The 23,889-nt window shown below is 60.8% G+C and carries 22 protein-coding genes; 17 read left to right on the top strand and 5 right to left on the bottom strand.

Annotated features, from left to right (window positions below):
• Window positions 1–143: 143 nt before the first annotated feature.
• The 3 genes from proB (at window position 144) to ACWNZ1_RS24360 (ending at window position 3,842) form a co-directional block, all read left to right on the top strand.
• Window positions 144–1,262, top strand: coding sequence for a glutamate 5-kinase (proB, locus tag ACWNZ1_RS24370; protein WP_135848070.1), 1,119 nt, complete (start codon window positions 144–146; stop codon window positions 1,260–1,262).
• A 9-nt stretch (window positions 1,263–1,271) separates the two neighbouring features.
• Window positions 1,272–1,727 (top strand): CreA family protein, encoded by a 456-nt coding sequence (locus ACWNZ1_RS24365; protein WP_135847245.1) that lies wholly within the window; start codon window positions 1,272–1,274, stop codon window positions 1,725–1,727.
• A gap of 81 nt (window positions 1,728–1,808) precedes the next feature.
• Window positions 1,809–3,842: a toxin-antitoxin system YwqK family antitoxin gene (locus ACWNZ1_RS24360; protein WP_456027927.1), complete on the top strand. Its 2,034-nt coding sequence runs from the start codon at window positions 1,809–1,811 to the stop codon at window positions 3,840–3,842.
• A gap of 200 nt (window positions 3,843–4,042) precedes the next feature.
• Here the strand turns inward: ACWNZ1_RS24360 and rpsT are convergent, their stop codons facing one another.
• The gene (gene rpsT, locus ACWNZ1_RS24355) at window positions 4,043–4,321 is read right to left on the bottom strand and encodes a 30S ribosomal protein S20 (RefSeq protein WP_003185593.1); all 279 of its coding nucleotides are present in this window, start codon (window positions 4,319–4,321) and stop codon (window positions 4,043–4,045) included.
• A gap of 254 nt (window positions 4,322–4,575) precedes the next feature.
• Between rpsT and murJ the strand changes: the two genes are divergently transcribed.
• The 6 genes from murJ (at window position 4,576) to ispH (ending at window position 12,104) form a co-directional block, all read left to right on the top strand.
• Window positions 4,576–6,114, top strand: coding sequence for a murein biosynthesis integral membrane protein MurJ (gene murJ, locus ACWNZ1_RS24350; protein WP_135847243.1), 1,539 nt, complete (start codon window positions 4,576–4,578; stop codon window positions 6,112–6,114).
• Window positions 6,115–6,243: 129 nt separating this feature from the next.
• Window positions 6,244–7,182, top strand: coding sequence for a bifunctional riboflavin kinase/FAD synthetase (gene ribF / locus ACWNZ1_RS24345; RefSeq protein WP_178084279.1), 939 nt, complete (start codon window positions 6,244–6,246; stop codon window positions 7,180–7,182).
• 13 nt (window positions 7,183–7,195) lie between these two features.
• Window positions 7,196–10,027 carry an isoleucine--tRNA ligase gene (gene ileS / locus ACWNZ1_RS24340; protein WP_135847241.1) on the top strand — a complete coding sequence of 944 codons (2,832 nt, stop codon included), beginning with the start codon at window positions 7,196–7,198 and terminating at the stop codon, window positions 10,025–10,027.
• Complete coding sequence (lspA, locus tag ACWNZ1_RS24335; RefSeq protein WP_135847240.1) at window positions 10,020–10,544, top strand: signal peptidase II; 525 nt, start codon at window positions 10,020–10,022, stop codon at window positions 10,542–10,544. The genes ileS and lspA overlap by 8 nt, the downstream gene beginning before the upstream one ends.
• Entirely contained in the window at window positions 10,537–10,974 is a 438-nt protein-coding gene (gene fkpB / locus ACWNZ1_RS24330; protein ID WP_116833486.1) for an FKBP-type peptidyl-prolyl cis-trans isomerase, read from the top strand. Before lspA ends, fkpB begins: the two co-directional genes overlap by 8 nt.
• 182 nt (window positions 10,975–11,156) lie before the next feature.
• Window positions 11,157–12,104, top strand: a complete 948-nt coding sequence (gene ispH, locus ACWNZ1_RS24325; protein WP_135847239.1) for a 4-hydroxy-3-methylbut-2-enyl diphosphate reductase — start codon at window positions 11,157–11,159, stop codon at window positions 12,102–12,104.
• On the opposite strand, the gene ACWNZ1_RS24320 is transcribed toward ispH, so the two are convergent.
• Entirely contained in the window at window positions 12,058–12,597 is a 540-nt protein-coding gene (locus ACWNZ1_RS24320) for a GspH/FimT family pseudopilin (RefSeq protein ID WP_256453762.1), read from the bottom strand. The two genes, ispH and ACWNZ1_RS24320, sit on opposite strands and share 47 nt — an antisense overlap.
• Before the next feature lie 87 nt (window positions 12,598–12,684).
• On the opposite strand from ACWNZ1_RS24320, the gene ACWNZ1_RS24315 reads away from it, so the two are divergent.
• The 8 genes from ACWNZ1_RS24315 (at window position 12,685) to ACWNZ1_RS24280 (ending at window position 20,624) form a co-directional block, all read left to right on the top strand.
• Window positions 12,685–13,167 carry a GspH/FimT family pseudopilin gene (locus ACWNZ1_RS24315; RefSeq protein WP_256453761.1) on the top strand — a complete coding sequence of 161 codons (483 nt, stop codon included), beginning with the start codon at window positions 12,685–12,687 and terminating at the stop codon, window positions 13,165–13,167.
• Window positions 13,164–13,625, top strand: coding sequence for a type IV pilus modification protein PilV (gene pilV / locus ACWNZ1_RS24310; RefSeq protein WP_135847236.1), 462 nt, complete (start codon window positions 13,164–13,166; stop codon window positions 13,623–13,625). The genes ACWNZ1_RS24315 and pilV overlap by 4 nt, the downstream gene beginning before the upstream one ends.
• Complete coding sequence (locus tag ACWNZ1_RS24305) at window positions 13,622–14,335, top strand: PilW family protein (protein ID WP_135847235.1); 714 nt, start codon at window positions 13,622–13,624, stop codon at window positions 14,333–14,335. Before pilV ends, ACWNZ1_RS24305 begins: the two co-directional genes overlap by 4 nt.
• A gap of 10 nt (window positions 14,336–14,345) precedes the next feature.
• Window positions 14,346–14,822, top strand: coding sequence for a pilus assembly PilX family protein (locus ACWNZ1_RS24300; RefSeq protein WP_135847234.1), 477 nt, complete (start codon window positions 14,346–14,348; stop codon window positions 14,820–14,822).
• Window positions 14,809–17,910, top strand: coding sequence for a pilus assembly protein (locus ACWNZ1_RS24295; RefSeq protein WP_265072392.1), 3,102 nt, complete (start codon window positions 14,809–14,811; stop codon window positions 17,908–17,910). Before ACWNZ1_RS24300 ends, ACWNZ1_RS24295 begins: the two co-directional genes overlap by 14 nt.
• Window positions 17,911–17,920: 10 nt before the next feature.
• Window positions 17,921–18,322, top strand: a complete 402-nt coding sequence (locus tag ACWNZ1_RS24290; RefSeq protein WP_135847232.1) for a type IV pilin protein — start codon at window positions 17,921–17,923, stop codon at window positions 18,320–18,322.
• Window positions 18,323–18,376: 54 nt separating this feature from the next.
• Window positions 18,377–19,477: a glycine oxidase ThiO gene (gene thiO / locus ACWNZ1_RS24285; protein WP_280944389.1), complete on the top strand. Its 1,101-nt coding sequence runs from the start codon at window positions 18,377–18,379 to the stop codon at window positions 19,475–19,477.
• A gap of 781 nt (window positions 19,478–20,258) precedes the next feature.
• On the top strand, window positions 20,259–20,624 hold the full coding sequence (locus tag ACWNZ1_RS24280; protein ID WP_135847230.1) for a DUF6124 family protein: 366 nt from the start codon (window positions 20,259–20,261) through the stop codon (window positions 20,622–20,624).
• Between the two features lie 85 nt (window positions 20,625–20,709).
• Here ACWNZ1_RS24280 and ACWNZ1_RS24275 read toward each other — a convergent pair whose 3' ends face one another.
• From ACWNZ1_RS24275 to ACWNZ1_RS24265, 3 genes are read right to left on the bottom strand one after another with little or no spacing between them, the layout of a single operon-like run.
• Window positions 20,710–22,056, bottom strand: a complete 1,347-nt coding sequence (locus ACWNZ1_RS24275) for a sigma-54-dependent transcriptional regulator (protein WP_135847229.1) — start codon at window positions 22,054–22,056, stop codon at window positions 20,710–20,712.
• On the bottom strand, window positions 22,053–23,642 hold the full coding sequence (locus ACWNZ1_RS24270; protein WP_135847228.1) for a two-component system sensor histidine kinase NtrB: 1,590 nt from the start codon (window positions 23,640–23,642) through the stop codon (window positions 22,053–22,055). The genes ACWNZ1_RS24275 and ACWNZ1_RS24270 overlap by 4 nt, the downstream gene beginning before the upstream one ends.
• Window positions 23,632–23,865 (bottom strand): PP0621 family protein, encoded by a 234-nt coding sequence (locus tag ACWNZ1_RS24265; RefSeq protein WP_135847227.1) that lies wholly within the window; start codon window positions 23,863–23,865, stop codon window positions 23,632–23,634. Before ACWNZ1_RS24265 ends, ACWNZ1_RS24270 begins: the two co-directional genes overlap by 11 nt.
• Window positions 23,866–23,889: the final 24 nt, after the last annotated feature.

Genomic DNA, 23,889 nt, shown 5'->3' with positions numbered 1-23,889 from the left:
CGAGGCGCGGTGTTATCATCGCAGCCAGCCGGTTTCCAAGGCGCCGCTCATTCGAGCGGCGTTTTGGTATCTGTAAAACGCAAATACGAATAATCCCATGGGCGGCGCTGGGTCGCGCCGTTCGCTGGCAAAGGTTGAAGATGATGCGGAGCAAGGTGACGGGTGCGCAGCGCTGGGTCGTGAAGATCGGCAGCGCACTGCTGACAGCGGATGGCAAGGGCCTGGATCGTCAGGCGATGGCGGTGTGGGTCGAGCAGATGGTGGCCTTGCATGAGGCTGGCGTCGAGCTGGTATTGGTCTCTTCGGGGGCTGTGGCAGCGGGTATGAGCCGTTTGGGCTGGACGTCGCGACCCAGCGCGATGCACGAATTGCAGGCCGCTGCCGCCATCGGCCAGATGGGGCTGGTGCAGGCTTGGGAGTCGAGCTTTGCCGAGCACGGTCGTCATACGGCGCAGATCCTGCTGACCCATGATGACCTGTCTGACCGCAAGCGTTACCTCAATGCCCGCAGCACCTTGCGGGCGTTGGTTGAGCTCAAAGTCATCCCGGTGATCAACGAGAACGACACGGTGGTCACCGACGAAATCCGTTTCGGCGATAACGACACCCTGGCCGCGCTGGTGGCGAACCTGGTGGAGGCGGACCTGCTGGTGATTCTTACGGATCGCGACGGCATGTTCGACGCCGATCCGCGCAACAACCCCGACGCCAAGCTGATCTACGAAGCCCGTGCCGATGACCCGGCGCTGGATGCGGTGGCGGGCGGTACCGGCGGTGCGCTGGGTCGTGGCGGTATGCAGACCAAGCTGCGTGCCGCGCGTCTTGCGGCGCGCTCCGGGGCTCACACCATCATTGTCGGCGGTCGCTTGGAACGTGTGCTGGATCGTCTGAAGGCGGGCGAGCGCATTGGTACCTTGCTCTCGCCTGAGCGCGGCATGCTGGCGGCGCGCAAACAGTGGCTGGCCGGCCACCTGCAAACCCGTGGCACTTTGGTTTTGGATGCTGGTGCCGTGTCGGCCTTGGCCCAGGGCAACAAAAGCCTGCTGCCGGTGGGTGTGAAGCTGGTCCAGGGCAGTTTCCGTCGTGGCGAAATGGTGGTGTGCGTGGCGCCGGATGGTCGAGAGATCGCCCGTGGCCTGGCCAACTACAGCGCGTTGGAAGCGCAGAAAATCATCGGTCAGTCGTCTGATGCGATTGTCGGTCTGTTGGGTTACATGGCTGAACCTGAGTTGGTTCACCGTGACAACCTGATCCTCGTCTAAGGAAAAATCATGGGTTTGGCAAAAGGATTGATCGGTTTGCTGCTGGCATTGCCGCTGCTGGCTTCGGCCGAAGAAATCGGCCAGGTATCGACGGTGTTCAAGTTTGTCGGGCCGAACGACCGGATCGTGGTCGAGGCGTTCGATGATCCCAAGGTCGACGGTGTGACCTGCTATCTGTCGCGAGCCAAGACCGGCGGCGTGAAGGGCGGTCTGGGTCTGGCCGAGGACCGCGCCGAGGCGTCCATCGCCTGTCGCCAGGTTGGGCCCATCAGCTTCAAGGGTGAACTCAAGGACGGCGAAGAGGTGTTCAGGGAGCGCACTTCGCTGGTGTTCAAGACCATGCAGGTAGTGCGTTTCCTCGACAAGAAACGCAACACGCTGGTGTACCTGGTCTATAGCGACCGCGTGATCGAAGGCAGCCCGCAGAATGCGGTGACGGCCATTCCGATCTTGCCGTGGCGTTAAGTCTCGAATAATGGGCGAGCCGATCGGCTCGCTCTTTCAAACTCTATGAATGTGTTGTGCTTCAGGCGCGAAGGGATTCGTATGCGTGGGTTTTTGCTGTTGTTTGTGCTGGGTTGTTCGGTTTGCGTCGAGGCGTTGGCGGAACCGTTTTATAACGCAAAGCCCTTGGCTCATCCGGTGATCAAGGTCTCCCAGGAGAGTGGTGCGACCTTGGCCTTTATCCGCGAGGCGCAGGGTGTCGTCGGCTATTCATGCTTGTGCGATTCGCCGGACGGTGTCCCGCAAGCGCTCGACACGTATGGCGATGCGAGCATCGAGTCGGTGTTCTACGCCAGTCTCGACAGCGATCTGCAGACGTTGATCGTGCTGTCCCGCGCCAAGGGGCAGTCCGCACTTCACGGTTATCGCTTCGTGCCGGCCACTGGTCGGTATCGCCGGCTGGAGACGCTGCAGCCGGTATTGGATTGTATTGCCACTGATCACAAGGCCCTCACTGCCGCACTGGTTCAGAAAGAGCTGGGCAAGTTACCGCCCTACGATTACAGCGCTGTGTTACCCAAGACCGGCATCGCCGAGTTCGACACACTGGAGCCCGCGAGTGGCACGCTGGTGGGCTACTTTGGTGTCGATGGTGTCCCGGCTTCAGTGGGGCAGTCGGCAGAGGATCCTCATCGCGACACCTACAAGAAAACTTTCCAGCAACGCGAAGGGCGCTGGCTCACGCTGACTTATGAGCGCGTGCCTCCCCAGGACGAGGATGTGGGTTCTGCCTACCGTGTCAGTCGGATGGCTTGGGAAACCAATCCAAAGGTGTACCAGGGCTCCGAGGATGGTCCGTGGGCGGCTTTGGGTGATGGACGGCTCTGGGCGCTGGGTTCGTATGTTCAGGGTAAACGGTCGGGTAAGTGGGCTGAATTCGACGAGTCGGGCTACGAGTCCATCGGTGCCTATGTGGATGGGTTGCGCCAGGGGCCGTGGGTCGTCAGTGATGGGAGTACGGTTTCCAAGGGCATGATCGTCGACGATTTCTACGAGGGGCGCTGGACGATCGAGGCGCACGATGATGAGCAGATGTCGGGCTTCGACACTTACAAGCACGGTGATTTTGATGGGCCCTCCGAGCGCGTGAGTCAGGGGGTGGTTGTCCAGCGTGGAGATTTCGTGGCGGGCCGGCAGCACGGGGAGTGGAAAATGCCCTGGGGTGAGGGGCATTACGTGCGGGGTGTGCGGGAGGGTCGTTGGAAATTGAATGTAGAGGGTGGTGGTGTCCAGGCTGTGGATTTCGTCGCTGATAAGAAGCAAGGCGAATTGCGCGAAGTGGATGCCGCAGGTGTCTTGCGGCTCGTCGAGCATTACCGCGCGGGTGTGCTGGATGGCTTGAAACAAACCTACGCAGCGAATGGCAAGCTCACCTATTCGGCCAACTATGCCAATGGCCAGATCGAAGGGCGTGCCCTGACCTACAGTGACGACGGTGCGGTGCTGCTTTCGGATATCTCGTGGCGGCATGGTTCGAAAGAGGGGCCGTTTCGCCTCTATTACCCCAATGGCCAGCCCGACACGGTGGCAACCTACGAGGGTGGTGAGCCCATTGGGAATCTGCAATCCTTTGATGCGAATGGCGTGCTGATCGCTGACAGGAACTACTGCCATGTGCCTGATGGCAAGTACACCAGCATCAAGCGCTGCGGCAGGCAGCGAGGGGCTTTCAACAACGGCCATTTCGACTCTGAGAGCGAGTACCTGTTCGGAAACGAGCAAAGTGCTCGCCACACCCAGGATGGGCGTAATGTCCGTGAGGTGTTGCTGGAGCCGGATGATCGCGTCATTCACAGGGAGTACTACCCCGACGGTCAGTTAAAGTTCTCCGAGGCCAAGCAGGGCTTTCGTCTGATAACGGTCGAGGGGAAGGAATACAAGGATTACTCATACGCCAAGCGTGAAGGTGAGACGGTTTACTACTACCCGACGGGCGTGGTTGAGCGTCGCATGAATTTCAAGGATGACAAGATAGTGGGGTGTTACACCGGCTACGATGAGGTCGGTGTACAGAATTTCCCACCACCTGGTGGTTGCCCTCCGCCCAAGCCAGTGGTTTTCAATTTTGGTGAGTAGCGGGGCTGCTCCCGCAAGGGGCTGTGCCGAACACAAAGCTTGTGCCCGCTAAAGATCCAGTGTGGGGGCGGGCTTGCTCGCGAAGAAGTCATCACATCCAGCATGGATGCCGGCTGACCCACCGCTCCCGCAAGGAAAGGTGTTAAATCCCAGGCAATAAAAAACCGACCCTGGGGTCGGTTTTTTAACGAGCGCGTCGCTTAGGCAGCAGCGGCAACGTTCAGGGCCTTTACGTGGCCATTCAGGCGGCTCTTATGGCGAGCAGCTTTGTTCTTGTGGATGATGCCTTTATCGGCCATGCGGTCGATAACTGGCACAGCCAGAACGTAAGCAGCTTGAGCTTTTTCAGCGTCTTTTGCGTCAATGGCCTTAACTACGTTTTTGATGTAGGTACGGACCATGGAACGCAGGCTGGCGTTGTGGCTGCGACGCTTCTCAGCCTGTTTTGCACGTTTTTTGGCGGAAGGTGTGTTGGCCACCGTCGAGCTCCTCGAAAGACTTTTTAGGAAATAGCAAACAAAATAGGCCGCGAATCATGCCGATGAGTTGAGGTCTTGTCAAGGGCGGGTGACGCGTTCCGCTGAATGGCAGGTGCAGCGCACCGAAGGATTTCTTTCCGGCGTGCGACCTGTAAACTCGCGGACTTTGGCTCTGCACTGTTTAGCGGCGCGGAGTATCGCATAAGTGGGCGCGTTGTTCGCCTGCTGTTTATCGACAGGCAAAAACTCTTTTCATGAATCTGCTCAAATCGTTGGCTGCCGTCAGCTCTATCACGATGCTTTCCCGTGTCCTGGGGTTCGTTCGCGACACGCTGATCGCACGGATATTCGGTGCCGGAATGGCCACCGACGCCTTCTTCATCGCCTTCAAATTGCCCAATCTGTTGCGACGAATCTTCGCCGAAGGCGCTTTTTCCCAGGCTTTCGTACCGATCCTGGCGGAATATAAAAGCCAGAAGGGCGACGAGGCGACCCGCACGTTCATTGCCTACGTCACCGGTCTGCTGACGCTGGTGTTGGCCTTGGTCACGGCCGCCGGCATGCTCGCCGCGCCATGGGTGATCTGGGCCACGGCGCCGGGGTTTACCGATACCCCGGAGAAATTCCAGCTCACCTCGGACCTGCTGCGGGTGACCTTTCCTTATATATTGCTGATTTCCCTGTCGTCCCTGGCCGGCGCGATCCTCAATACCTGGAACCGTTTTTCCGTGCCGGCTTTTGTGCCGACCCTGCTCAACGTCAGCATGATCGTATTCGCGCTGTTCCTGACGCCGTATTTCGACCCACCGGTGATGGCTCTCGGCTGGGCGGTGTTGGTGGGTGGCCTGGCGCAGTTGCTGTATCAACTGCCGCACCTGAAAAAGATCGGCATGCTGGTGCTGCCGCGGCTGAGCCTGCGTGACAGTGGTGTGTGGCGGGTGATGAAGCAGATGTTGCCGGCCATCCTTGGGGTGTCGGTGAGCCAGATTTCCCTGATCATCAACACCATTTTCGCCTCGTTCCTGGTGGCCGGCTCGGTGTCGTGGATGTACTACGCCGACCGCCTGATGGAGTTGCCGTCCGGCGTACTGGGCGTGGCCCTGGGCACGATCCTGTTGCCGACCCTGGCCAAGACCTACGCCAGCCAGGACCGCCAGGAGTACTCGCGCATCCTCGACTGGGGCCTGCGCCTGTGTTTCGTGCTGGTCTTGCCTTGCGCCCTGGCGCTGGGGATCCTGGCCGAGCCGCTGACGGTTTCGCTGTTCCAATACGGTCAATTCAATGCGTTCGACGCCTCGATGACCCAGCGCGCGCTGATTGCCTATTCGGTGGGCCTGCTCGGGATCATCGTGATCAAGGTGCTGGCGCCAGGCTTCTACGCCCAGCAAAACATCCGCACACCGGTGAAAATCGCCATCTTTACCCTGGTGATGACTCAGTTGTTCAACCTGTTGCTGATCGGTCCGCTGGCGCACGCCGGCCTGGCCCTGGCGATCAGTGCCGGCGCTTGCCTCAACGCCGGGCTGCTGTTTTATCAACTGCGCAAGCAGAAGATGTATCAGCCGCAACCGGGCTGGGGCAAGTTCGGCCTCAAGCTGCTGGTCGCCGTGGCGGTAATGTCGGCGGTCTTGCTTGGGGCGATGCATTTCATGCCGGCCTGGGGCGAAGGGCAGATGCTCGAGCGTTTCCTGCGCCTGGGCGTGCTGGTCGTCGCTGGCGTAGTGGCGTATTTCGGTATGTTGCTGCTGATGGGTTTCCGTCTGCGCGACTTCAATCGCAAGGCCTTGGGCTGAGGCTCGGCCCTCGATAATCCCGGGCCGGGCAGCGGTTTTGTCGGTTCGATCACTTTGGGTGACGGTGTTGCCTGTCGTCGGCCGCCGGGTGTGGTTATAATCGGCCACTTTATGAGCAAGAAGCGCGTTATGCAGCTGGTCCGAGGCCTCCACAATCTGCGCCCCCAGCATCGGGGCTGTGTCGCCACTATTGGCAACTTTGACGGTGTTCACCGTGGCCACCAGGCTATCCTGGCGCGGCTGCGCGAGCGTGCGCTGGAATTGGGCGTGCCCAGTTGCGTGGTGATCTTCGAACCGCAGCCGCGGGAGTTTTTCGCCCCGGACACCGCACCGGCCCGTCTGGCCCGGTTGCGGGACAAACTGCAATTGCTGGCCGCCGAAGGTGTCGACCGGGTCCTGTGCCTGGCCTTCAATCAGCGCCTGAGCAAGCTCAGCGCGGCCGAGTTCGTCGACACCATCCTGGTGGACGGTCTGGACGTGAAACATCTGGAGGTCGGCGACGACTTCCGTTTCGGTTGCGACCGCTCAGGGGATTTCGATTACCTGCAACAGGCCGGTATCGCCCAGGGCTTCACTGTCGAAGCGGCGCAGACTGTCGAAATGGATGGCCTGCGTGTCAGCAGCACCCAGGTCCGCAATGCCCTGGCGGCGGCCGACTTCGAATTGGCCGAGCGCTTGCTCGGCCGGCCGTACCGGATTGCCGGGCGGATCCTGCACGGGCAGAAACTGGCGCGCCAATTGGGCACGCCGACCGCCAACGTGCAACTCAAGCGTCGTCGTGTGCCGCTGACCGGGGTGTTCCTGGTGAGTGTCGAGATCGACGGCAAGACCTGGCCCGGTGTCGCCAATATCGGCGTACGGCCCACGGTCCAGGGGGATGGCAAGGCCCACCTCGAAGTACATGTTCTGGATTTTGCCGGCGATCTGTATGACCGGCGTTTGACGGTGGTTTTCCACCAAAAGCTGCGTGAAGAGCAGCGTTTTGCCTCTCTGGAGGCGCTCAAGACGGCGATCCATGCAGATATCGCCGCCGCCCGTGCCCTTGTCGCAACCAGCGCCAATCGCTAATGAAGAGCCTTAAATGACCGACTATAAAGCCACGCTAAACCTTCCGGACACCGCCTTCCCTATGAAGGCCGGCCTGCCTCAGCGCGAACCACAGATTCTGCAGCGTTGGGACAGCATTGGCCTGTACGGAAAGTTGCGCGAAATTGGCAAGGATCGTCCGAAGTTCGTCCTGCACGACGGCCCTCCGTACGCCAACGGCACCATTCACATCGGTCACGCGCTGAACAAGATTCTCAAGGACATGATCATCCGCTCCAAGACCCTGTCGGGTTTTGATGCGCCGTATGTTCCGGGCTGGGACTGCCATGGCCTGCCGATCGAGCACAAGGTCGAAGTGACCCACGGCAAGAACCTGGGCGCGGACAAGACCCGCGAGCTGTGCCGTGCCTACGCCACCGAGCAAATCGAAGGGCAGAAGTCCGAATTCATCCGCCTCGGCGTGCTGGGCGACTTCGCCAACCCGTACAAGACCATGGACTTCACGAACGAAGCCGGCGAAATCCGTGCCCTGGCGAAAATCGTCGAGGGTGGCTTCGTGTTCAAGGGCCTCAAGCCGGTGAACTGGTGCTTCGATTGCGGTTCGGCCCTGGCCGAGGCGGAAGTCGAGTACGAAAACAAGAAGTCGTCGACCATCGACGTCGCGTTCCCTATCGCCGATGAAGACAAGCTGGCCGCCGCGTTTGGCCTGGGCAAGCTGAGCAAACCGGCGTCGATCGTGATCTGGACCACCACCCCGTGGACCATCCCGGCCAACCAGGCACTGAACGTCCATCCGGAATTCAACTACGCCCTGGTCGATGTCGGCGACAGGCTGCTGGTGCTGGCCGAAGAGCTGGTCGAATCCTGCCTGGCCCGCTACAACCTCGAGGGCTCGGTGCTGGCCACCGCGCCAGGTTCGGCGCTGGAGCTGATCAATTTCCGTCATCCGTTCTATGACCGCCTGTCGCCAGTGTACCTGGCCGACTACGTGGAATTGGGTGCGGGCACTGGCGTGGTTCACTCCGCGCCGGCCTATGGCGTTGACGACTTCGTGACCTGCAAGAAATACGGCATGGTCAACGATGAGATCCTCAACCCGGTGCAGAGCAATGGCGTGTACGTGCCGTCGCTGGAGTTCTTTGGCGGCCAGTTCATCTGGAAAGCCAACCCGGCCATCGTCGATAAGCTGACCGAAGTCGGCGCGCTGCTGCACACCACCATCATCGAACACAGCTACATGCACTGCTGGCGCCACAAGACCCCGCTGATCTACCGCGCCACCGCGCAGTGGTTCATCGGCATGGACAAGCAGCCAACCACTGGCGACACCCTGCGCCAGCGTTCGCTCAAAGCCATCGAAGACACCCAGTTCGTTCCGTCCTGGGGCCAGGCGCGCCTGCATTCGATGATCGCCAACCGTCCGGACTGGTGCATCTCGCGCCAGCGCAACTGGGGCGTGCCGATCCCGTTCTTCCTGAACAAGGAAAGCGGCGAGTTGCACCCACGCACCGTCGAGCTGATGGAAGAGGTGGCCAAGCGCGTCGAAGTCGAAGGCATCGAGGCCTGGTTCAAGATGGACGCCGCCGAACTGTTGGGCGACGAAGCCCCGCTGTACGACAAGATCAGCGACACCCTGGACGTCTGGTTCGATTCCGGCACCACCCACTGGCACGTTCTGCGCGGCTCGCACCCGATGGGTCACGAAAGCGGCCCGCGTGCCGACCTGTACCTGGAAGGTTCGGACCAGCACCGCGGCTGGTTCCACTCCTCGTTGCTGACCGGTTGCGCCATCGACAACCACGCGCCGTACCGCGAGCTGCTGACCCATGGTTTCACGGTTGATGAGTCCGGCCGCAAGATGTCCAAGTCCTTGGGCAACGTGATCGCGCCGCAGAAGGTCAACGACACCCTGGGCGCCGACATCATGCGTCTGTGGGTGGCGTCCACCGACTATTCCGGCGAGATGGCCGTTTCCGACCAGATCCTGCAGCGCAGCGCGGACGCCTACCGGCGGATCCGTAACACCGCGCGCTTCCTGTTGTCGAACCTGACCGGCTTCAACCCGGCCACCGACCTGCTGCCGGCCGAAGAAATGCTCGCGCTGGACCGTTGGGCCGTGGACCGTACCCTGTTGCTGCAACGCGAGTTACAGGAACACTACGGCGAGTACCGCTTCTGGAACGTCTACTCCAAGATCCACAATTTCTGCGTGCAGGAATTGGGCGGTTTCTACCTCGACATCATCAAGGACCGCCAGTACACCACTGGCGCCAACAGCAAGGCGCGCCGTTCGTGCCAGACCGCGCTGTTCCACATCAGCGAAGCGCTGGTGCGCTGGATCGCGCCGATCCTGGCGTTCACCGCCGACGAGCTGTGGCAGTACCTGCCGGGCGAGCGCAACGAATCGGTAATGCTCAACACCTGGTACGAAGGCCTGACCGAGTTGCCGCAAGGCTTCGAACTGGACCGTGCCTACTGGGATCGGATCATGGCGGTCAAGGTGGCGGTCAACAAGGAAATGGAGATCCAGCGCGCGGCCAAGGCCGTCGGTGGCAACCTGCAGGCCGAAGTGACCCTCTACGCCGAGGAAGCCCTGAGCGCCGATCTGGCCAAGCTGAGCAACGAGCTGCGTTTCGTGCTGATCACCTCCACCGCCAGTCTCGCGCCGTTGGTGCAGGCACCGGCCGATGCGGTGGTCACTGAGGTCAGCGGCCTGAAGCTGAAGATCGTCAAGTCGAACCACACCAAGTGCGCCCGTTGCTGGCACTGCCGCGAAGACGTCGGCGTGAACCCGGAGCATCCGGAAATCTGCGGTCGTTGCGTCGACAACATCAGCGGCAGCGGTGAGGTTCGTCACTATGCCTAATGTGGCGCCTAATACAGCGGGCCGTTTCGGACGGCTGAGCTGGTTGTGGTTGAGCGTGCTGGTACTGGTCATCGACCAGGCCAGCAAGTTCTACTTCGAAAGCTCGTTGACCATGTACCAGCAGATCGTGGTCATTCCTGACTACTTCAGCTGGACCCTGGCCTACAACACCGGCGCAGCGTTCAGCTTCCTGGCCGACAGTTCGGGCTGGCAGCGCTGGTTGTTCGCCCTGATCGCCATTGTGGTCAGCGGCGTGCTGGTGGTCTGGCTCAAGCGCCTGGGCCGCGACGAGACCTGGCTGGCGGTGGCGCTGGCGTTGGTGCTCGGCGGCGCGCTGGGCAATCTTTACGACCGGATTGCCCTGGGCCATGTGATCGATTTCATCCTGGTGCATTGGCAGAACCGCTGGTATTTCCCGGCGTTCAACTTTGCCGACAGTGCTATTAGCGTGGGCGCGGTGATGCTCGCCCTGGACATGTTCAAGAGCAAGAAAACCGGAGAAACCGTCCATGACTGAGCAGCGTATCGCTCAAAACACTGAAGTGAAGCTGCACTTCGCCCTGCACCTGGAAAACGGCGACACCGTCGACAGCACCTTCGACAAGGCCCCGGCCGTGTTCAAGGTCGGCGACGGCAACCTGCTGCCAGGCTTCGAAGCGGCGATTTTCGGTTTCAAGGCCGGTGACAAGCGCACCGTAGTGGTTCCACCGGAAAATGCCTTTGGTCAGCCCAACCCGCAAAACGTGCAGACCATGCCACGCTCCCAGTTCCAGGACATGGAACTGTCCCAGGGCCTGCTGGTGATCTTCAACGATGCAGCCAATACCGAGCTGCCGGGTGTGGTGAAGGCTTTCGACGACGCCCAGGTGACTGTGGACTTCAATCACCCGCTGGCGGGCAAGACCTTGAGCTTCGAGGTGGAAATCATCGAAGTGAAGGCGTTGTAACTGACCGGATGCGGTTTAGTGTGGGAGCGGGCTTGCTCGCGAAGGCGGAGTGTCAGCCAACATCAATGTTGAATGTAAGGCCCTCTTCGCGAGCAAGCCCGCTCCCACATTCGATCTCCATGTTTTCCGAGCCCTTGGTTCGATCAACAGGCAATTCTTGCGCGCAAGACACGAGGCACAGCATGCAAATCAAACTCGCCAACCCCCGTGGCTTCTGCGCCGGCGTGGACCGGGCGATCGAAATCGTCAACCGCGCCCTGGAAGTCTTCGGGCCGCCGATCTATGTGCGTCACGAAGTGGTCCACAACAAATTCGTCGTCGAAGACCTGCGTAGCCGCGGGGCGATCTTCGTCGAGGAACTGGACCAGGTCCCGGACGACGTCATCGTGATTTTCAGCGCCCACGGGGTTTCCCAGGCGGTGCGCACCGAAGCCGCCGGCCGTGGCCTGAAGGTATTCGACGCGACTTGCCCACTGGTGACCAAGGTGCATATCGAAGTCGCGCGCTACAGCCGTGACGGTCGTGAGTGCATCCTGATCGGTCACGAGGGTCATCCGGAAGTCGAAGGCACCATGGGCCAGTACGACGCCAAAAATGGCGGGACGATCTACCTGGTCGAGGACGAGGAGGACGTTGCGGCCTTGCAGGTCCGTAATCCCGAGAGCCTGGCTTTTGTCACCCAGACCACCCTGTCCATGGACGACACCAGTCGGGTGATCGACGCCCTGCGTGCTCGTTTCCCGGCCATCGGTGGTCCGCGCAAGGACGACATCTGCTACGCCACCCAGAACCGTCAGGACGCGGTCAAGCAACTGGCCAACGAATGCGATGTGGTCCTGGTGGTCGGCAGCCCGAACAGCTCCAACTCCAACCGCTTGCGTGAGCTGGCCGAGCGTATGGCCACCCCGGCCTACCTGATCGACGGTGCCGAGGACATGCAGCGCAGCTGGTTCGACGGCGTCGAGCGGATCGGCATCACCGCCGGAGCTTCCGCGCCGGAAGTGCTGGTGCGTGGTGTGATCCAGCAATTGCAGGCCTGGGGCGCAACCGGTGCCGATGAATTGGCCGGTCGCGAGGAGAACATCACTTTCTCGATGCCGAAAGAGCTACGCGTCCGTTCCCTGCTTTAAGTCCTTTTTCGCACACGGCCTGCTCGGCTTTCTCGCTGCGCAGGCTGATGCGTCCGGTGCGCGCCAGCACCACCTGATGGTGGCTGAGCGGCTCGCGTTTGGCACAGACATGCAATGTGCCGGCCTGGAACGCGCCGCTGGGCAGTAGCGCTTCGCCTTGGCTGCTGAACCTCACCGAACGTTTCACCGGCCAGTTGCCAATCACCCGGGCGCGGCCGCTGCGCTCCATCAGCAATGTCTTCTCATCGTCGTCCAGTGTGATCCGCCAGCCCCGGCCCCAATCATTGTCTATCCCTCTGATCACGACTGTTCGGTTGCGCGTGATGGCTTCACTGCGGGCACTGCGCAAGCCGCTGGCCAATAGCAGCGCGGCGTCTTTGCGTTCGGTGGATTCGATCAGCGCTTTGTAGCCGGAGCCGGCCCACGGCAGAACAATTGCCGCAATTGCCAGTCCCATGAGCAGTTCGATCAGGCTGAAGCCTTGTTGATACATAACGTCTCCTCCCTGGAGAGCTTGTTGTGGCGAGGGTTTGTTCTAGCGTGTACAAGCAGGTATAGCCGACGGCAACGGAGGGCACCGATGGGTCTTCGTACAAAAGGTTTCACGCTGATCGAGGTGTTGGTGGCCCTTGGCGTGCTGCTGATCCTGATCACCCTGGCGGTGCCGGCGTTTACCGGGTCGATGCAGAGCACCAAGGCCGATACCGAGATCGGCGATCTGCGCAGAGCGCTGAACTTTGCCCGGATGGAGGCGATCGACCGAGGTATCACCACACGCATTCGACCCACGGCCCAGGGCGGTGCCTGGAGCGGTGAATTGATGGTGTATGACAACACTGGCAACCCGGCCACCCCGACCAATGTATTGCGGGTTGTTCCAGCGATGGGCAGTGGCGTCACTCTGACGCTAACCTCAGAGGTGACCAACATAGACTTCAACAACCTTGGCGGGTTGTCGGCCCCGGCCACGCCGGTGAGTTTCAATTATGTAAGGGGGGCGCAGAGCAGGACGCTGAGTGTTTGCCTCAATGGAAGAATCGTACTGGGTGGAAGTTGCGGATGAAGGATTGCAGTAAAAGGGCGCAGGAGGGCATGACACTGATCGAAGTGCTGGTGGCCGTGCTGATCCTCGGCGTGGGTTTGCTGGGGGCGGCGATGATCCAACTCAATGCCCTCAAGTACACCGACAGCTCGCGCATGACCAGCCAGGCCAGTTTCATCGCCTATGACATGCTGGACCGCATCCGCGCCAACTCCGGCGCCGACTACACCGTCACGCCACCCAATTCGCCAAACCTCAGCGTCGCCCGGGACCAGGACCTCTACGACTTCAAGACCAACATCATTGCCTTCGGCGGCGCCACGGCCACCGGTACCATCGGGTTGAACCAGCGGGTCTATACCATCACCATTTCCTGGGACGATGCCCGGGCCGCCAACACGGCCGACGCAGCCGAGGCGCGGCGCAGCTTTGTGCTGACCAGCCGCGTCGCCGTCGACCCGGTGGGGACGCCGCCATGAACAGGCATTGCCGGGGTTTCGGCCTGATCGAACTGATGATCGCGCTGGTGCTCAGCCTGATCGTCATCTTGGGCGTGGTGCAGATTTTCATTGCCGCCAAGAACACCTACATCAGCCAGGGTGCGGCGGCGGTGATGCAGGAAGACGCACGGTTTGCCCTGAGCAAAATGGTCCAGGAGATTCGCATGGTGGGCATGTTCGGTTGCCTGGGGACCATTACCGATGCTTCCACGGCCAATGATTTCAATGCCAGCCAGATCACCCCGATCCGCTGGGATCACGCCAACCTGAAACTGACCCTGGTGACGACGGATGTCGGCAGTGGCGGTGGCGCGCCGACCTGGACCGTCGTCTCCGATTGCCGCACCTCGGCAACGGCCTACACCGGGGTACGGGTACCGGCGGCCGGGCAGATGGCGTTTCCGATACGGCGGCTGATCTACAGCTTCAGTAATAACCAGTTGTCGATGGGCACAGGTGCCGGTAACCCGACCTTGGCGGTGCTGGTGGACAACGTCCGAGCCTTCGATGTGACGTTCGGTGTGGCCAGCAGCGCGACGGACATCGCGGCGTCGAGTTACAGCAGCAATCCAACGGATCCGGCGCTGATTCGCAGCGTGCGCCTGACCCTGACGCTCTTTGATCCGAAGAACGCGGTGCGTGAGCAGACCTTCAACGTGGTTGCCGCTTTGCGCAACCGGCTTTTGTGAGGGGCGACTGATGAATTCGACGCCTATCAAGCACAGCCAGCGTGGCATGGCCTTGCTGGTCAGCCTGGTTTTCCTGCTGCTCCTGACGCTGATTGGCCTGTCATCGATGCAGAGCGCCACCCTTCAGGAAAAAATGACCAGCAGCGTCATGTTGCGCAACCAGTCTTTCCAGGTGGCCGAGGCGGCGTTGAGGATCGGTGAGAGCGCGGTGCAGGTCGAGACCTATTCCTTGCCAGTCTGTACCACCACGATCCAATGCGCGCCGCCGCCTGAGTCGGCGACCGTTAACGCTGCAGGACGTTCATCTTCGGGTGTGCTCTGGGTTGCCGCCGCCGGTGGGTTTTATGGCGTGCAGAACATAGGCACCACGCTCGCGGCGGTCAATGTGCCCAGCAATACCTCGGCGACGCTGTACAGGATCACGGCGGTGGCTGTGGTGGGGAATAACCAGCGCAGCGTGGTGGAGAGTATTTATGCGAAATACTGAGGTGCGCCGTGGCTGGATGCAGATGGTGTGGGGGGCGTTGCTCAGCCTTTACCTGATGGCCCCGGCCTATGCCTTCACGCCTTCGGACTCGCCGCTGCTGAGTGCCGGCGCCGTTACGCCGAACGTGATGCTGCTGATCGATGACTCGGGGAGTATGAATAACATTATTTGGGCGGCGGGGTTTGATCCGACGGTGACGCAAACGCGCACTTATGCATGCAACGCCAATAACAATTGCAACGATAGGTATGAGCTGGATCCGGAAGACTCGAACATTTTGTTATTGAGTCTGTTTCGGGGTGGCTGCTCGTCTGGCTGGTACGGTTTCTACCGGCCCAACCTTGGCCGAATCTGTCTGCGGCTGCCGGACCCGGTGGGGAGCGGTGATACCCGTTACACCGCCAAGTACCTGGCGTATCTGGTGACCCTGGCCAACGGCTCGAACCGGGATTTCACCACCGGCTCGATCCCCACCGACTATCGAATCAACGTGGCACGGGACGTCTCCAACGATCTGGTCGCCAACAACCGCGCTTTGCGCATCGGTCTGGCCACCTTCAACCCACCCAACTTCAGCAACTCCGGCCCAGGGGGCTACATTGCCCGTGCCGTCAGCGACCTGTCGCCGGTCAGCGGTAGCGTGACCCAGACCCAGGCCAACAGCAACTACAGTGCGCTGATCAACGCGATTAACGCCTTGGGCGCTGTCGCGAATACGCCGCTCGCCGAGAGCTATTACGAGGTCACTCGATACTTCAGGGGCATGGCGCCGTACTACAACGGCACACCGAGTACCTACACCAGCCCGATCCAGTACCGTTGCCAGAAAAACTTCGGTGTGGTGATCACCGACGGTTTGCCCACCTATGACCGCACCTTTCCCACCAACGACCCGTTAGGCGGTTCCCGTCTGCCGAACTGGGATGGCATCAGCACCAACGACGGTGCTAACCGTAACGGTGACGCGGAGGGCGACACGCTTTACCTGGACGACATCGCCAAGTTCGCCTTCGACATCGACATGCGCTCCACCGGTACCGACGCCACCGGCCAAAGCTGGAACGCTGCGGATTTTCCCCGCCAGTACCTCAACACCTACACGGTGGGGTTTGCCGTCACTAATACGATGCTGTCCGACGCTGCCCGCTACGGCGCGGGCAAGTATTATCCGGCGAGCGACAGCGCAGGCCTGAACGATGCCCTGTCATCTGCCTTGAGCGACATCACCTCCAAGGCCGGGTCCGGCGGCGCTGGCACTACCAACGCCGCCACGGTGTCCAGCACCTCCAGTTACTACCAGACCACCTATGACCCCAAGGATTGGCGCGGCACTGTCCGGGCGTTTGGCTTCACCCCGGCAGGCACGGTCGACAGGGCCGCGGTGCAATGGACTACCGACACCGTGATCGTGCCCGGCGCCACGGCGCCGATCTATCAATCCTGGAACACGGCGACCAACGCGCCAGTGACACTGGCCTACGGTAATTTTTCACCCGCCCAGCAAACCAGCCTCAGCCAGAACCTGCCCACGGGGATCACCGGCAACGACTTGGTGGAGTGGAGCAAGGGCGTCAATAAAACCGGCTTGAAGGTACGCAGCGTGTTGCTGGGGGACATCATCAATTCGCCGCTGGTGCTGGCATCGCCCAATGAGCAGACCGCTGCGGATTTGCTGAACGACACCAGCTACAGCACCTACCTGACGACCAAGGCGGCGAACATGGACACCAACCTGGTGGTGAACGCCAACGATGGTTTTTTCAGTGTCATCAACAGCGCCAACGGTACCCGGCGCTACGCCTACATGCCGTCAAGCGTGCTGCCGTCATTGCAGGACATTGCCGACACCAACTACATCAATGGCGTGAGCCACAAGTTTTTAGTGGATGGACAGATCGGTGTATTCGATACCCAGTCGGGGAGTGCCTGGAAAACGGTGGCCCTGGGCGGAACCGGTGCCGGGGGCAAAACGTTCTATGCGGTTCAGCTGTTCGATGCGGCGGCGGGCGATGTGTTGCGGGCGTTGTGGGAAATCAGCGCGCCGACGGTTGCCAACACCGCCAATGCCTTCAATGATTTGGGCTACGCCTATGCCCGCCCTGAAGTCGCCCGCCTGGCGGACGGCCGCTGGGCTGCGTTCATCTCCAATGGCTACGGCAGCAACAGCGGTGTGGCGGCGTTGTACGTGGTGGATATCCGCGACGGTTCGTTGATCAGGAAAATCGTGATCAACAGCAGCGAGACCGGTAATGGCTTGTCGTCCGTCAAGCTGCGGGTCAACTCCCAGAACGTGGTGCAGGCTGCGTACGGTGGCGACTTGAAAGGACGGATGTGGAAGTTTGACCTCAGCGGCACTTCTCCAACCGCCTGGGGCGTAGCGTTTTCCGGTCAGCCATTGTTCACGGCGCCCGGTGGCGCGACCCAGCCGATCACCGTTCAACCGCTGCTGGCGAACAACCCCCAGGGCGGCACCCAGGTCTTTTTCGGCACCGGTAAATTCAATGAGACGGCGGATAAACTCAACAAGGATCTGCAGGGGTTCTACTCAATCTGGGATGCCACTGGCGGGGCGGGGCAAATCACGGTGTCGAGCTTGCAGGCCCAGTCCATTACGGGGGTGTTCTCGGGCAGCACGGGGCAATTCGTGACCACCAGCCAGACCGATGTGAACTATCCATCGAAGAAAGGTTGGTACCTGCCCTTGGTGTACAACAATGTGCTGACCGGGGAGCGGGTGATCAATCCGGCCAATCTGGTGCTCGGGCGCGTGGTCTTTACTACGGCCGCTGTAGACACCACTGACCCGTGTGCCAGCTTTGGTACCGGCAAACTGATCGAACTGGATGCGTTCAACGGTAAGATGCTCAACTATGCCGTGCTCGACACCAACGGTGATGGCACGCTCAACAGCGCCGACACGATTTCCAGCGGGGTGGTTTTCACCGGTGGTATCCCGACCTTGAGCGCTGTGGTCAGCGCCAGCGGGGCCACCAACATGATCGTGAATGACTCCGGTGGTGGTATCACCGACCTGCTGGAAAAATCCGTGGGTGGCAGCCGTCGTATCATGTGGCGGCAAATACAGTGAGAGGTAAGCTATGCGCAGATCCAACCGGGGTTTCACCTTGATCGAAATCATGATCGTGATTGCGATCATCGGTATCGTGATCACCATCGGCTACCCGAGCCTGACCGAGTACATGAAGAAGGGCCGACGCGCTGAAGTTGCCGGGCTATTGTCGGAGCAGGCGCAGATTCTCGAACGTTACTACTCGAAGAACAACGTCTACACCAACGCCACCGGCCTGAGCAGCGGCAACGATTTCTATACCATTACCCAGACACTGGCGGACCAGAGCTTCACCCTGACCGCCGTGCGCAAGAGCGGTTCGTCCATGGCCACGGACAAGTGCGGTGATTTCAGGATCAACAACACGGGCACGCGAGACATGGTCAACCAGGCCGCCGGGCTGACCGCCAAGGATTGCTGGGGCCGCTGAGTTTTTTATTCGGGTGCACGCTTGCACCCTCTGTCTTATGAGTCGAATCAGAACATGACCAGGCAACAGCAAGTGGTGATTGTCGGCGGCGGAGTCATCGGCCTGCTGACGGCGTTCAATCTGGCGTCCGAAGGGCAAGGCGTGGTGCTGCTGGACCGTTCCAGTGTCGGCCAGGAGTCGTCCTGGGCCGGCGGCGGTATCGTGTCGCCGCTATATCCCTGGCGCTATAGCCCGGCGGTCACTGCGCTGGCCCACTGGTCGCAGGATTTTTATCCACAACTGGGGCAGCGTCTGCTCGCAGCTACCGGTATCGATCCGCAGGTGCACGTCACCGGCCTGTATTGGCTGGACCTTGACGATCAAGTCGAGGCGTTGGCCTGGGCCGAACGGGAAGGGCGTCCATTGCGGGCTGTGGATATCTCCTCCGTCCATGATGCGGTGCCGGTACTGGGTACGGGTTTTTCCCGGGCGATCTACATGGCTGACGTGGCCAATGTGCGTAATCCCCGGCTGGTGAAATCGCTCAAGGCGGCGTTGCAGGCGCTGCCCAATGTCACGCTGCATGAGCACTGTGAAGTCAGTGGGTTCATTCGCGATGGCGAGCGTATCGTTGGGGTGAATAGCTCGGCGGGACAGATTCGTGGCGATCAGGTGGTGCTGGCGGCTGGTGCCTGGAGTGGTGAGCTGCTCAAGACCCTGGGGCTGAAGTTGCCGGTCGAGCCGGTCAAGGGCCAGATGATTTTGTACAAGTGCGCGGCGGATTTTCTGCCGAGCATGGTTCTGGCGAAGGGGCGTTATGCAATCCCGCGTCGTGACGGGCATATTCTGGTCGGCAGCACGCTGGAGCGTGAAGGCTTCGACAAGACCCCGACCGATAAAGCGCTGGAGAGTCTGAAGGCTTCGGCCCAGCAGCTGATTCCGGCGCTGGCGGGGGCTGAGGTGGTTGGGCACTGGGCTGGGTTGCGGCCTGGATCGCCTGAAGGTATTCCTTATATCGGCGAGGTGCCGGGGTTTGCGGGGCTGTGGTTGAACTGTGGGCATTATCGCAATGGGTTGGTGTTGGCGCCGGCGTCGTGTCGGTTGTTTGCTGATCTGATGTTGGGGCGTGAGCCGGTGATTGATCCTGTGCCTTATGCGCCGGCGGGGCGGTTGTAAGGTTCTATACTCAGATCCAGTTGTGGGATCGAGCCTGCTCGCGAAGACGGCGGCACATCCAACGCTGATGCAAGCAGATCCACTGCTATCGCGAGCAGGCTGGCTCCCACAGGAGAAACGCGGTCTCACCAAGAGTCAGGTCGGCTATAAGGCCGCCTCGCGGAGGACGTAGATTTTGGCGCCCCGTTAACCACGATGGCCGAACGCAGGCATTGCGTAGTGGGCATCCCGGCATGGATGCCGGGATAGCCGCGCTGGGCCATGGATGGCCCTTCGCGGCGGGCCCACGGAGCAATGCCTTCGTTCGGGCATGCCGAGCCTAAGCGAGGCACCGAGTGGTGGGGCATAAAGCGTTTTGCTTACTTTTGCGCTTCTCAAAAGTGAGCCGCCGTAAGGGCGGAACCGTCAGCAGCCGTTACCGCAGAAACGGATATACACACCGCCCTTACAGCTGACCAGACTTTGTGGGAATGGTCGGACAAGGTCCTAATTCAAACCGAATTTTCCGACGAGTTCTGGCGGTTGCCGGGTGGGAAGGTCTCTCGTTAACCTTTTTCCGTCGCTGCCAATTCAGCGTCCGGGCGTCGCGGCCCGCTAACTTGGTGCATAATTCCAGTCGACGACAGTGCTTCGGTATTTGTCGTTCCGTCATGGCTGGCTGTGCGTGGGATACCTTCGGGTATGCCGGAGGCTCCAAGTTCGGTCCGCGAACCTGCGTACAGCTGCCACTCCCAATCGCGTCGCGGCGATCGGTGGCAGCTCCAAAACTTGGAGATGCACGATGATCAAAGTCACACCCAATCCCCCCGAAACCGATCCCTCGTCAGCCCATGGCGGGCTCGATTCTCAAAAACTCGATGAAGCCGCCCAGCGTGCCCTCGACTATTACCTCGGCCCAAAACCTGAAGCCAAAAAGAAACCCGCCTCAAACCAGCTATTCACTGTCGTGGACAGCATCGACACCGAATGCCTCCTCACCAACCTTAGCGAAACCCTGGCCTCTGCCAACGCAACGGTCAGCGACCTGGCCTTCGAGCTCGAAGGCTCGCGGCGACATGTTGCCTTGGGAGTGCAGCAGTTGATTGAGCTGAGCGAGTTGTTGGCCAATCGAGTTCTGGATAAACAGGTGCCGGTGGCGCAAGGCTAGAAGAGCTGCCAAGGCAACCACAAAACCTGTGGCGAGGGAGCAAGCTCCCTCGCCACAGGGTAAGTAGGGGCTTCAGGACCGCGCTTTAATCCAACCCCAACTTCTTCAACCGATACCGCATCGACCGAAACGACAACTTCAACCGCTGCGCCGCCGCCGTGCGGTTCCAGCGGGTTTCCTCCAGGGCCTGGAGGATGAGCTTGCGCTCGACGTCTTCCAGGTAATCTTCCAGGTTGTCGACCTGCATCAAATCGGGGTTGCCGGCGTCGATAGCACTACTGCTCTCGGCCAAGCGCAGGTCGTCAGCTTCAATCTGTTGCTGTTCGCAAAGGGTGTAGGCACGTTCGAGCATATTTTCCAGTTCCCGCACGTTGCCCGGGAAGCGGTAGTTCCTCAGAGCGTCCAACGCCTGGGGATGCAACCTGGCCGGTGGGCTACCGGTGTTGGCCGCCAGCCGCTGGAGCATGTGATTGGCCAGCGGTTCGATGTCTTCGCGACGCTCACGCAAGGGCGGGACGCGCAGTTCGATGACGTTCAGCCGATAGTACAGATCCTGACGAAAGCGCCCGGCGGCCACTTCGCCGTCCAGGTCCTTGTGGGTGGCGCAGAGGATGCGTACATCCACCACTTCTTCCTGCTGGCCGCCGACGGCGCGCACGGCCTTTTCCTGGATCGCTCGCAACAGTTTGACCTGCATTGCCAAGGGCAGGTCGGCCACTTCATCGAGAAACAGCGTCCCGCCGTGGGCGGCCTGGAACAGCCCGGGTTTGTCTTCGATGGCGCCGCTGAAGCTGCCTTTTCGATGGCCAAAAAACTCGCTTTCCATCAGCTCCGTGGGAATTGCCCCACAGTTGACCGGCACAAACCCCTGGTTGGAACGGGGACCCTGTTCATGGATCAGCCGGGCGACCAGTTCCTTGCCGCAGCCTGACTCACCGCTGATGTACACCGGTGCCTGGCTGCGGGCGAGTTTTTCGATCTGTTTGCGTACGCTGCACATCGGCGGGGAATCGCCCAGCAGGCAGCGCTCGATGGTGGCGACCGGCGTGGCGATCGGCGGCAGGCGCAAGGCGCTGGTGACCAGTTCTCGCAGGCGACCCAGGTCGACCGGTTTGGTCAGGAAGTCGAAGGCCCCGGCCTTGAGGGCGTCGATGGCGGTTTCCAGGCTGCCGTAGGCCGTAATCATTGCCACGGGGAGTTGCGGGTAACGCTGCTGGATGTGTTGCACCAGTTCCAGGCCGGTGCCATCGGGCAGGCGCATGTCGGTCAGGCACAGGTCGAAGGTTTCGCCCGCCAGCAGGGCTTGGGCCTCGGTAAGGTTCTTGGCGCTGCGGGTGTCGAGTTTCATCCGGCCCAGGGTGATGTCCAGGAGTTCGCGGATGTCCGGCTCGTCATCGACGATCAGGATTCGTTGCCGTGAGCGAGTATTCAAATCTGTTTCCGTCCGTGAGCAAAAGTGATGCGAAAGCAGCCGCCGCCTTGGCGTGGTTTGAAGTCTAGGCGGGCCTGGTTGCTTTCGCACAGCTCACGGGACAGATAGAGCCCAAGGCCGGTGCCCTGGCTGCTGGTGGTGAAGAAGGGTTCGAACAAATGCACCTGCTGGTCCGGCGTCACGCCAGGGCCGTTGTCGATGATGTCCAGCGTGGATAACTGGCTATGGGGATCGATGAACAGTTTCAGCCAGGCCTCGGCCTGTTCATGGACCTGCGCGCTGTGGCGCCAGGCGTTGCGTAGCAGGTTGTCGAGCACTTGCGTCAACTGGTCGGGGTCCATCAGCGTGGTGTAGTCGCCTGGGTCGATGCTCACGTGCAACTGCTGGTGCTCGCTTGCGTTTTCTTGGGCCTGACGCACGAATTGCTCGAGCCAGGCCCGCAAGTCCAGGCGCTGCGGCGTGGTTTGCTGGCGGCGAGACAGCTGCAGGACGTTTTCAATGACGCGATTCATTCGTTGGGAGTGATCTTGAATAATCTGCGTCAGACGTCGATCCGCGTCGTTCAGTTCCTCGGATTCGCGCAGTAATTGCGCCGCGTGGCTGATGGCGCCCAAGGGGTTGCGGATTTCGTGGGCGATGCCGGCGGTGAGGCGCCCGAGGGAGGCGAGTTTCAGTTGCTGGGCCTGCTGGGCAACCTGGGCCAGGTCTTCGAGAAAGACCAGGATCTGATGTTGCTCGTTGTGGCCCAAGGCGATGAAGCTCGGTTGCAGGGTCAGGCCCGTGCTGGTAACGGTCAGGCTGGGCGGGCGCAGGCTGGGGTTGTTGCGCCAAAGTTGCAGGCTTTCGACCAGGGCGATGGAGTAATCGTCGAGCTGCTGGCCGACCAGATCGTGCATGCCCAGCAGGTTCAGCGCGCTCTCGTTGGCCAATTGCACCCGACGCTGGCGGTCGAGCACCAGGATGCCGGTGCGCATGCGTTGCAGGATCAGCGCATTGAGCGCTTCGAGGCCGATCACTTCGCTGGCGCGTTGCTCGGCCAGGGTTTCGCTGGCTTCCAGTCGCCGGGTCAGGCCTTGTACCAACAGGGCCGCGGCAAAGCACAGCGCCCCCAGGGTTCCGGCCTGCAGATAACTGCTGGGACGGTTCGAATCGCCGAGGTCCAGGAAGAAACTCGAGCCGACGATACCGATCGTGGCGACAGCGGCGATCAACAGGCCGATGCGACCTCGCAGTAGCGTATTGCCGATGGCCACCGAAACAATGAGCAGGTTGCCGATGGCGCTGGGGGCGCCGCCGGCGGCGAAGAACAGCCACGAGAGCAACAGCACGTCGGTGAGTGCCAGGCCAAACAGCCGGGCAGGGCGGCGAGTGTTCTCAAGGAACACCACCAGCAGGATGTTCAGCACCAGGTACAACCAGCTACCGCTGCGCAGCAGGTCGTCGTTGGCGAACTCCAGCAGACGATTGTCCAGTTTGCTGGAGATCAACAGCACCAGGGTGATGCCGATGCTCAGGCGATACAGGTGATAGAGGCGCAGCAGGCGCTGCGCCTGTTTGACGCGGGGGCTCGAGGCCTCAGCGATCACGACTGCCCGGGCCTTGCTCGAGATGAGCCTGGCTGCAATACCACTGTTGTTCGAGAGCCAGGGCCCGGTCACGGGGCAGGTGTACGCCGCAATGGGCGCAACGGACCATGGGCGGTGCGTCTTGTTCTTGGGTAGGGCGTGAGGTGCGACCGTTGTTTTTCATCCCGCGAAAGATCCATATGGCGGAGGCAACGACGGCGAACAAAATCAATAGACGAAGCATGATGGGCGGCTTTTTGGCGAGTGA

This window comes from Pseudomonas sp. CFBP 5748 (assembly GCF_053850495.1).
This window is presented reverse-complemented; position numbering and strand designations above follow the sequence as displayed.

Bases quoted from the DNA above. Each gene is read 5' to 3' on its own strand.
- ACWNZ1_RS24290 (WP_135847232.1), top strand. From the start codon at position 17,921: ATGCGCAGATCCAACCGGGGTTTCACCTTGATCGAAATCATGATCGTG.
- pilV (WP_135847236.1), top strand. From the start codon at position 13,164: ATGAAGGATTGCAGTAAAAGGGCGCAGGAGGGCATGACACTGATCGAA.
- ACWNZ1_RS24265 (WP_135847227.1), bottom strand. From the start codon at position 23,865: ATGCTTCGTCTATTGATTTTGTTCGCCGTCGTTGCCTCCGCCATATGG.
- lspA (WP_135847240.1), top strand. From the start codon at position 10,020: ATGCCTAATGTGGCGCCTAATACAGCGGGCCGTTTCGGACGGCTGAGC.
- ACWNZ1_RS24295 (WP_265072392.1), top strand. From the start codon at position 14,809: ATGCGAAATACTGAGGTGCGCCGTGGCTGGATGCAGATGGTGTGGGGG.
- thiO (WP_280944389.1), top strand. From the start codon at position 18,377: ATGACCAGGCAACAGCAAGTGGTGATTGTCGGCGGCGGAGTCATCGGC.
- murJ (WP_135847243.1), top strand. From the start codon at position 4,576: ATGAATCTGCTCAAATCGTTGGCTGCCGTCAGCTCTATCACGATGCTT.
- fkpB (WP_116833486.1), top strand. From the start codon at position 10,537: ATGACTGAGCAGCGTATCGCTCAAAACACTGAAGTGAAGCTGCACTTC.
- proB (WP_135848070.1), top strand. From the start codon at position 144: ATGCGGAGCAAGGTGACGGGTGCGCAGCGCTGGGTCGTGAAGATCGGC.
- ACWNZ1_RS24305 (WP_135847235.1), top strand. From the start codon at position 13,622: ATGAACAGGCATTGCCGGGGTTTCGGCCTGATCGAACTGATGATCGCG.
- ispH (WP_135847239.1), top strand. From the start codon at position 11,157: ATGCAAATCAAACTCGCCAACCCCCGTGGCTTCTGCGCCGGCGTGGAC.
- ACWNZ1_RS24365 (WP_135847245.1), top strand. From the start codon at position 1,272: ATGGGTTTGGCAAAAGGATTGATCGGTTTGCTGCTGGCATTGCCGCTG.
- ACWNZ1_RS24280 (WP_135847230.1), top strand. From the start codon at position 20,259: ATGATCAAAGTCACACCCAATCCCCCCGAAACCGATCCCTCGTCAGCC.
- ACWNZ1_RS24320 (WP_256453762.1), bottom strand. From the start codon at position 12,597: ATGTATCAACAAGGCTTCAGCCTGATCGAACTGCTCATGGGACTGGCA.
- ACWNZ1_RS24300 (WP_135847234.1), top strand. From the start codon at position 14,346: ATGAATTCGACGCCTATCAAGCACAGCCAGCGTGGCATGGCCTTGCTG.
- ACWNZ1_RS24315 (WP_256453761.1), top strand. From the start codon at position 12,685: ATGGGTCTTCGTACAAAAGGTTTCACGCTGATCGAGGTGTTGGTGGCC.
- ileS (WP_135847241.1), top strand. From the start codon at position 7,196: ATGACCGACTATAAAGCCACGCTAAACCTTCCGGACACCGCCTTCCCT.
- ribF (WP_178084279.1), top strand. From the start codon at position 6,244: ATGCAGCTGGTCCGAGGCCTCCACAATCTGCGCCCCCAGCATCGGGGC.
- ACWNZ1_RS24360 (WP_456027927.1), top strand. From the start codon at position 1,809: ATGCGTGGGTTTTTGCTGTTGTTTGTGCTGGGTTGTTCGGTTTGCGTC.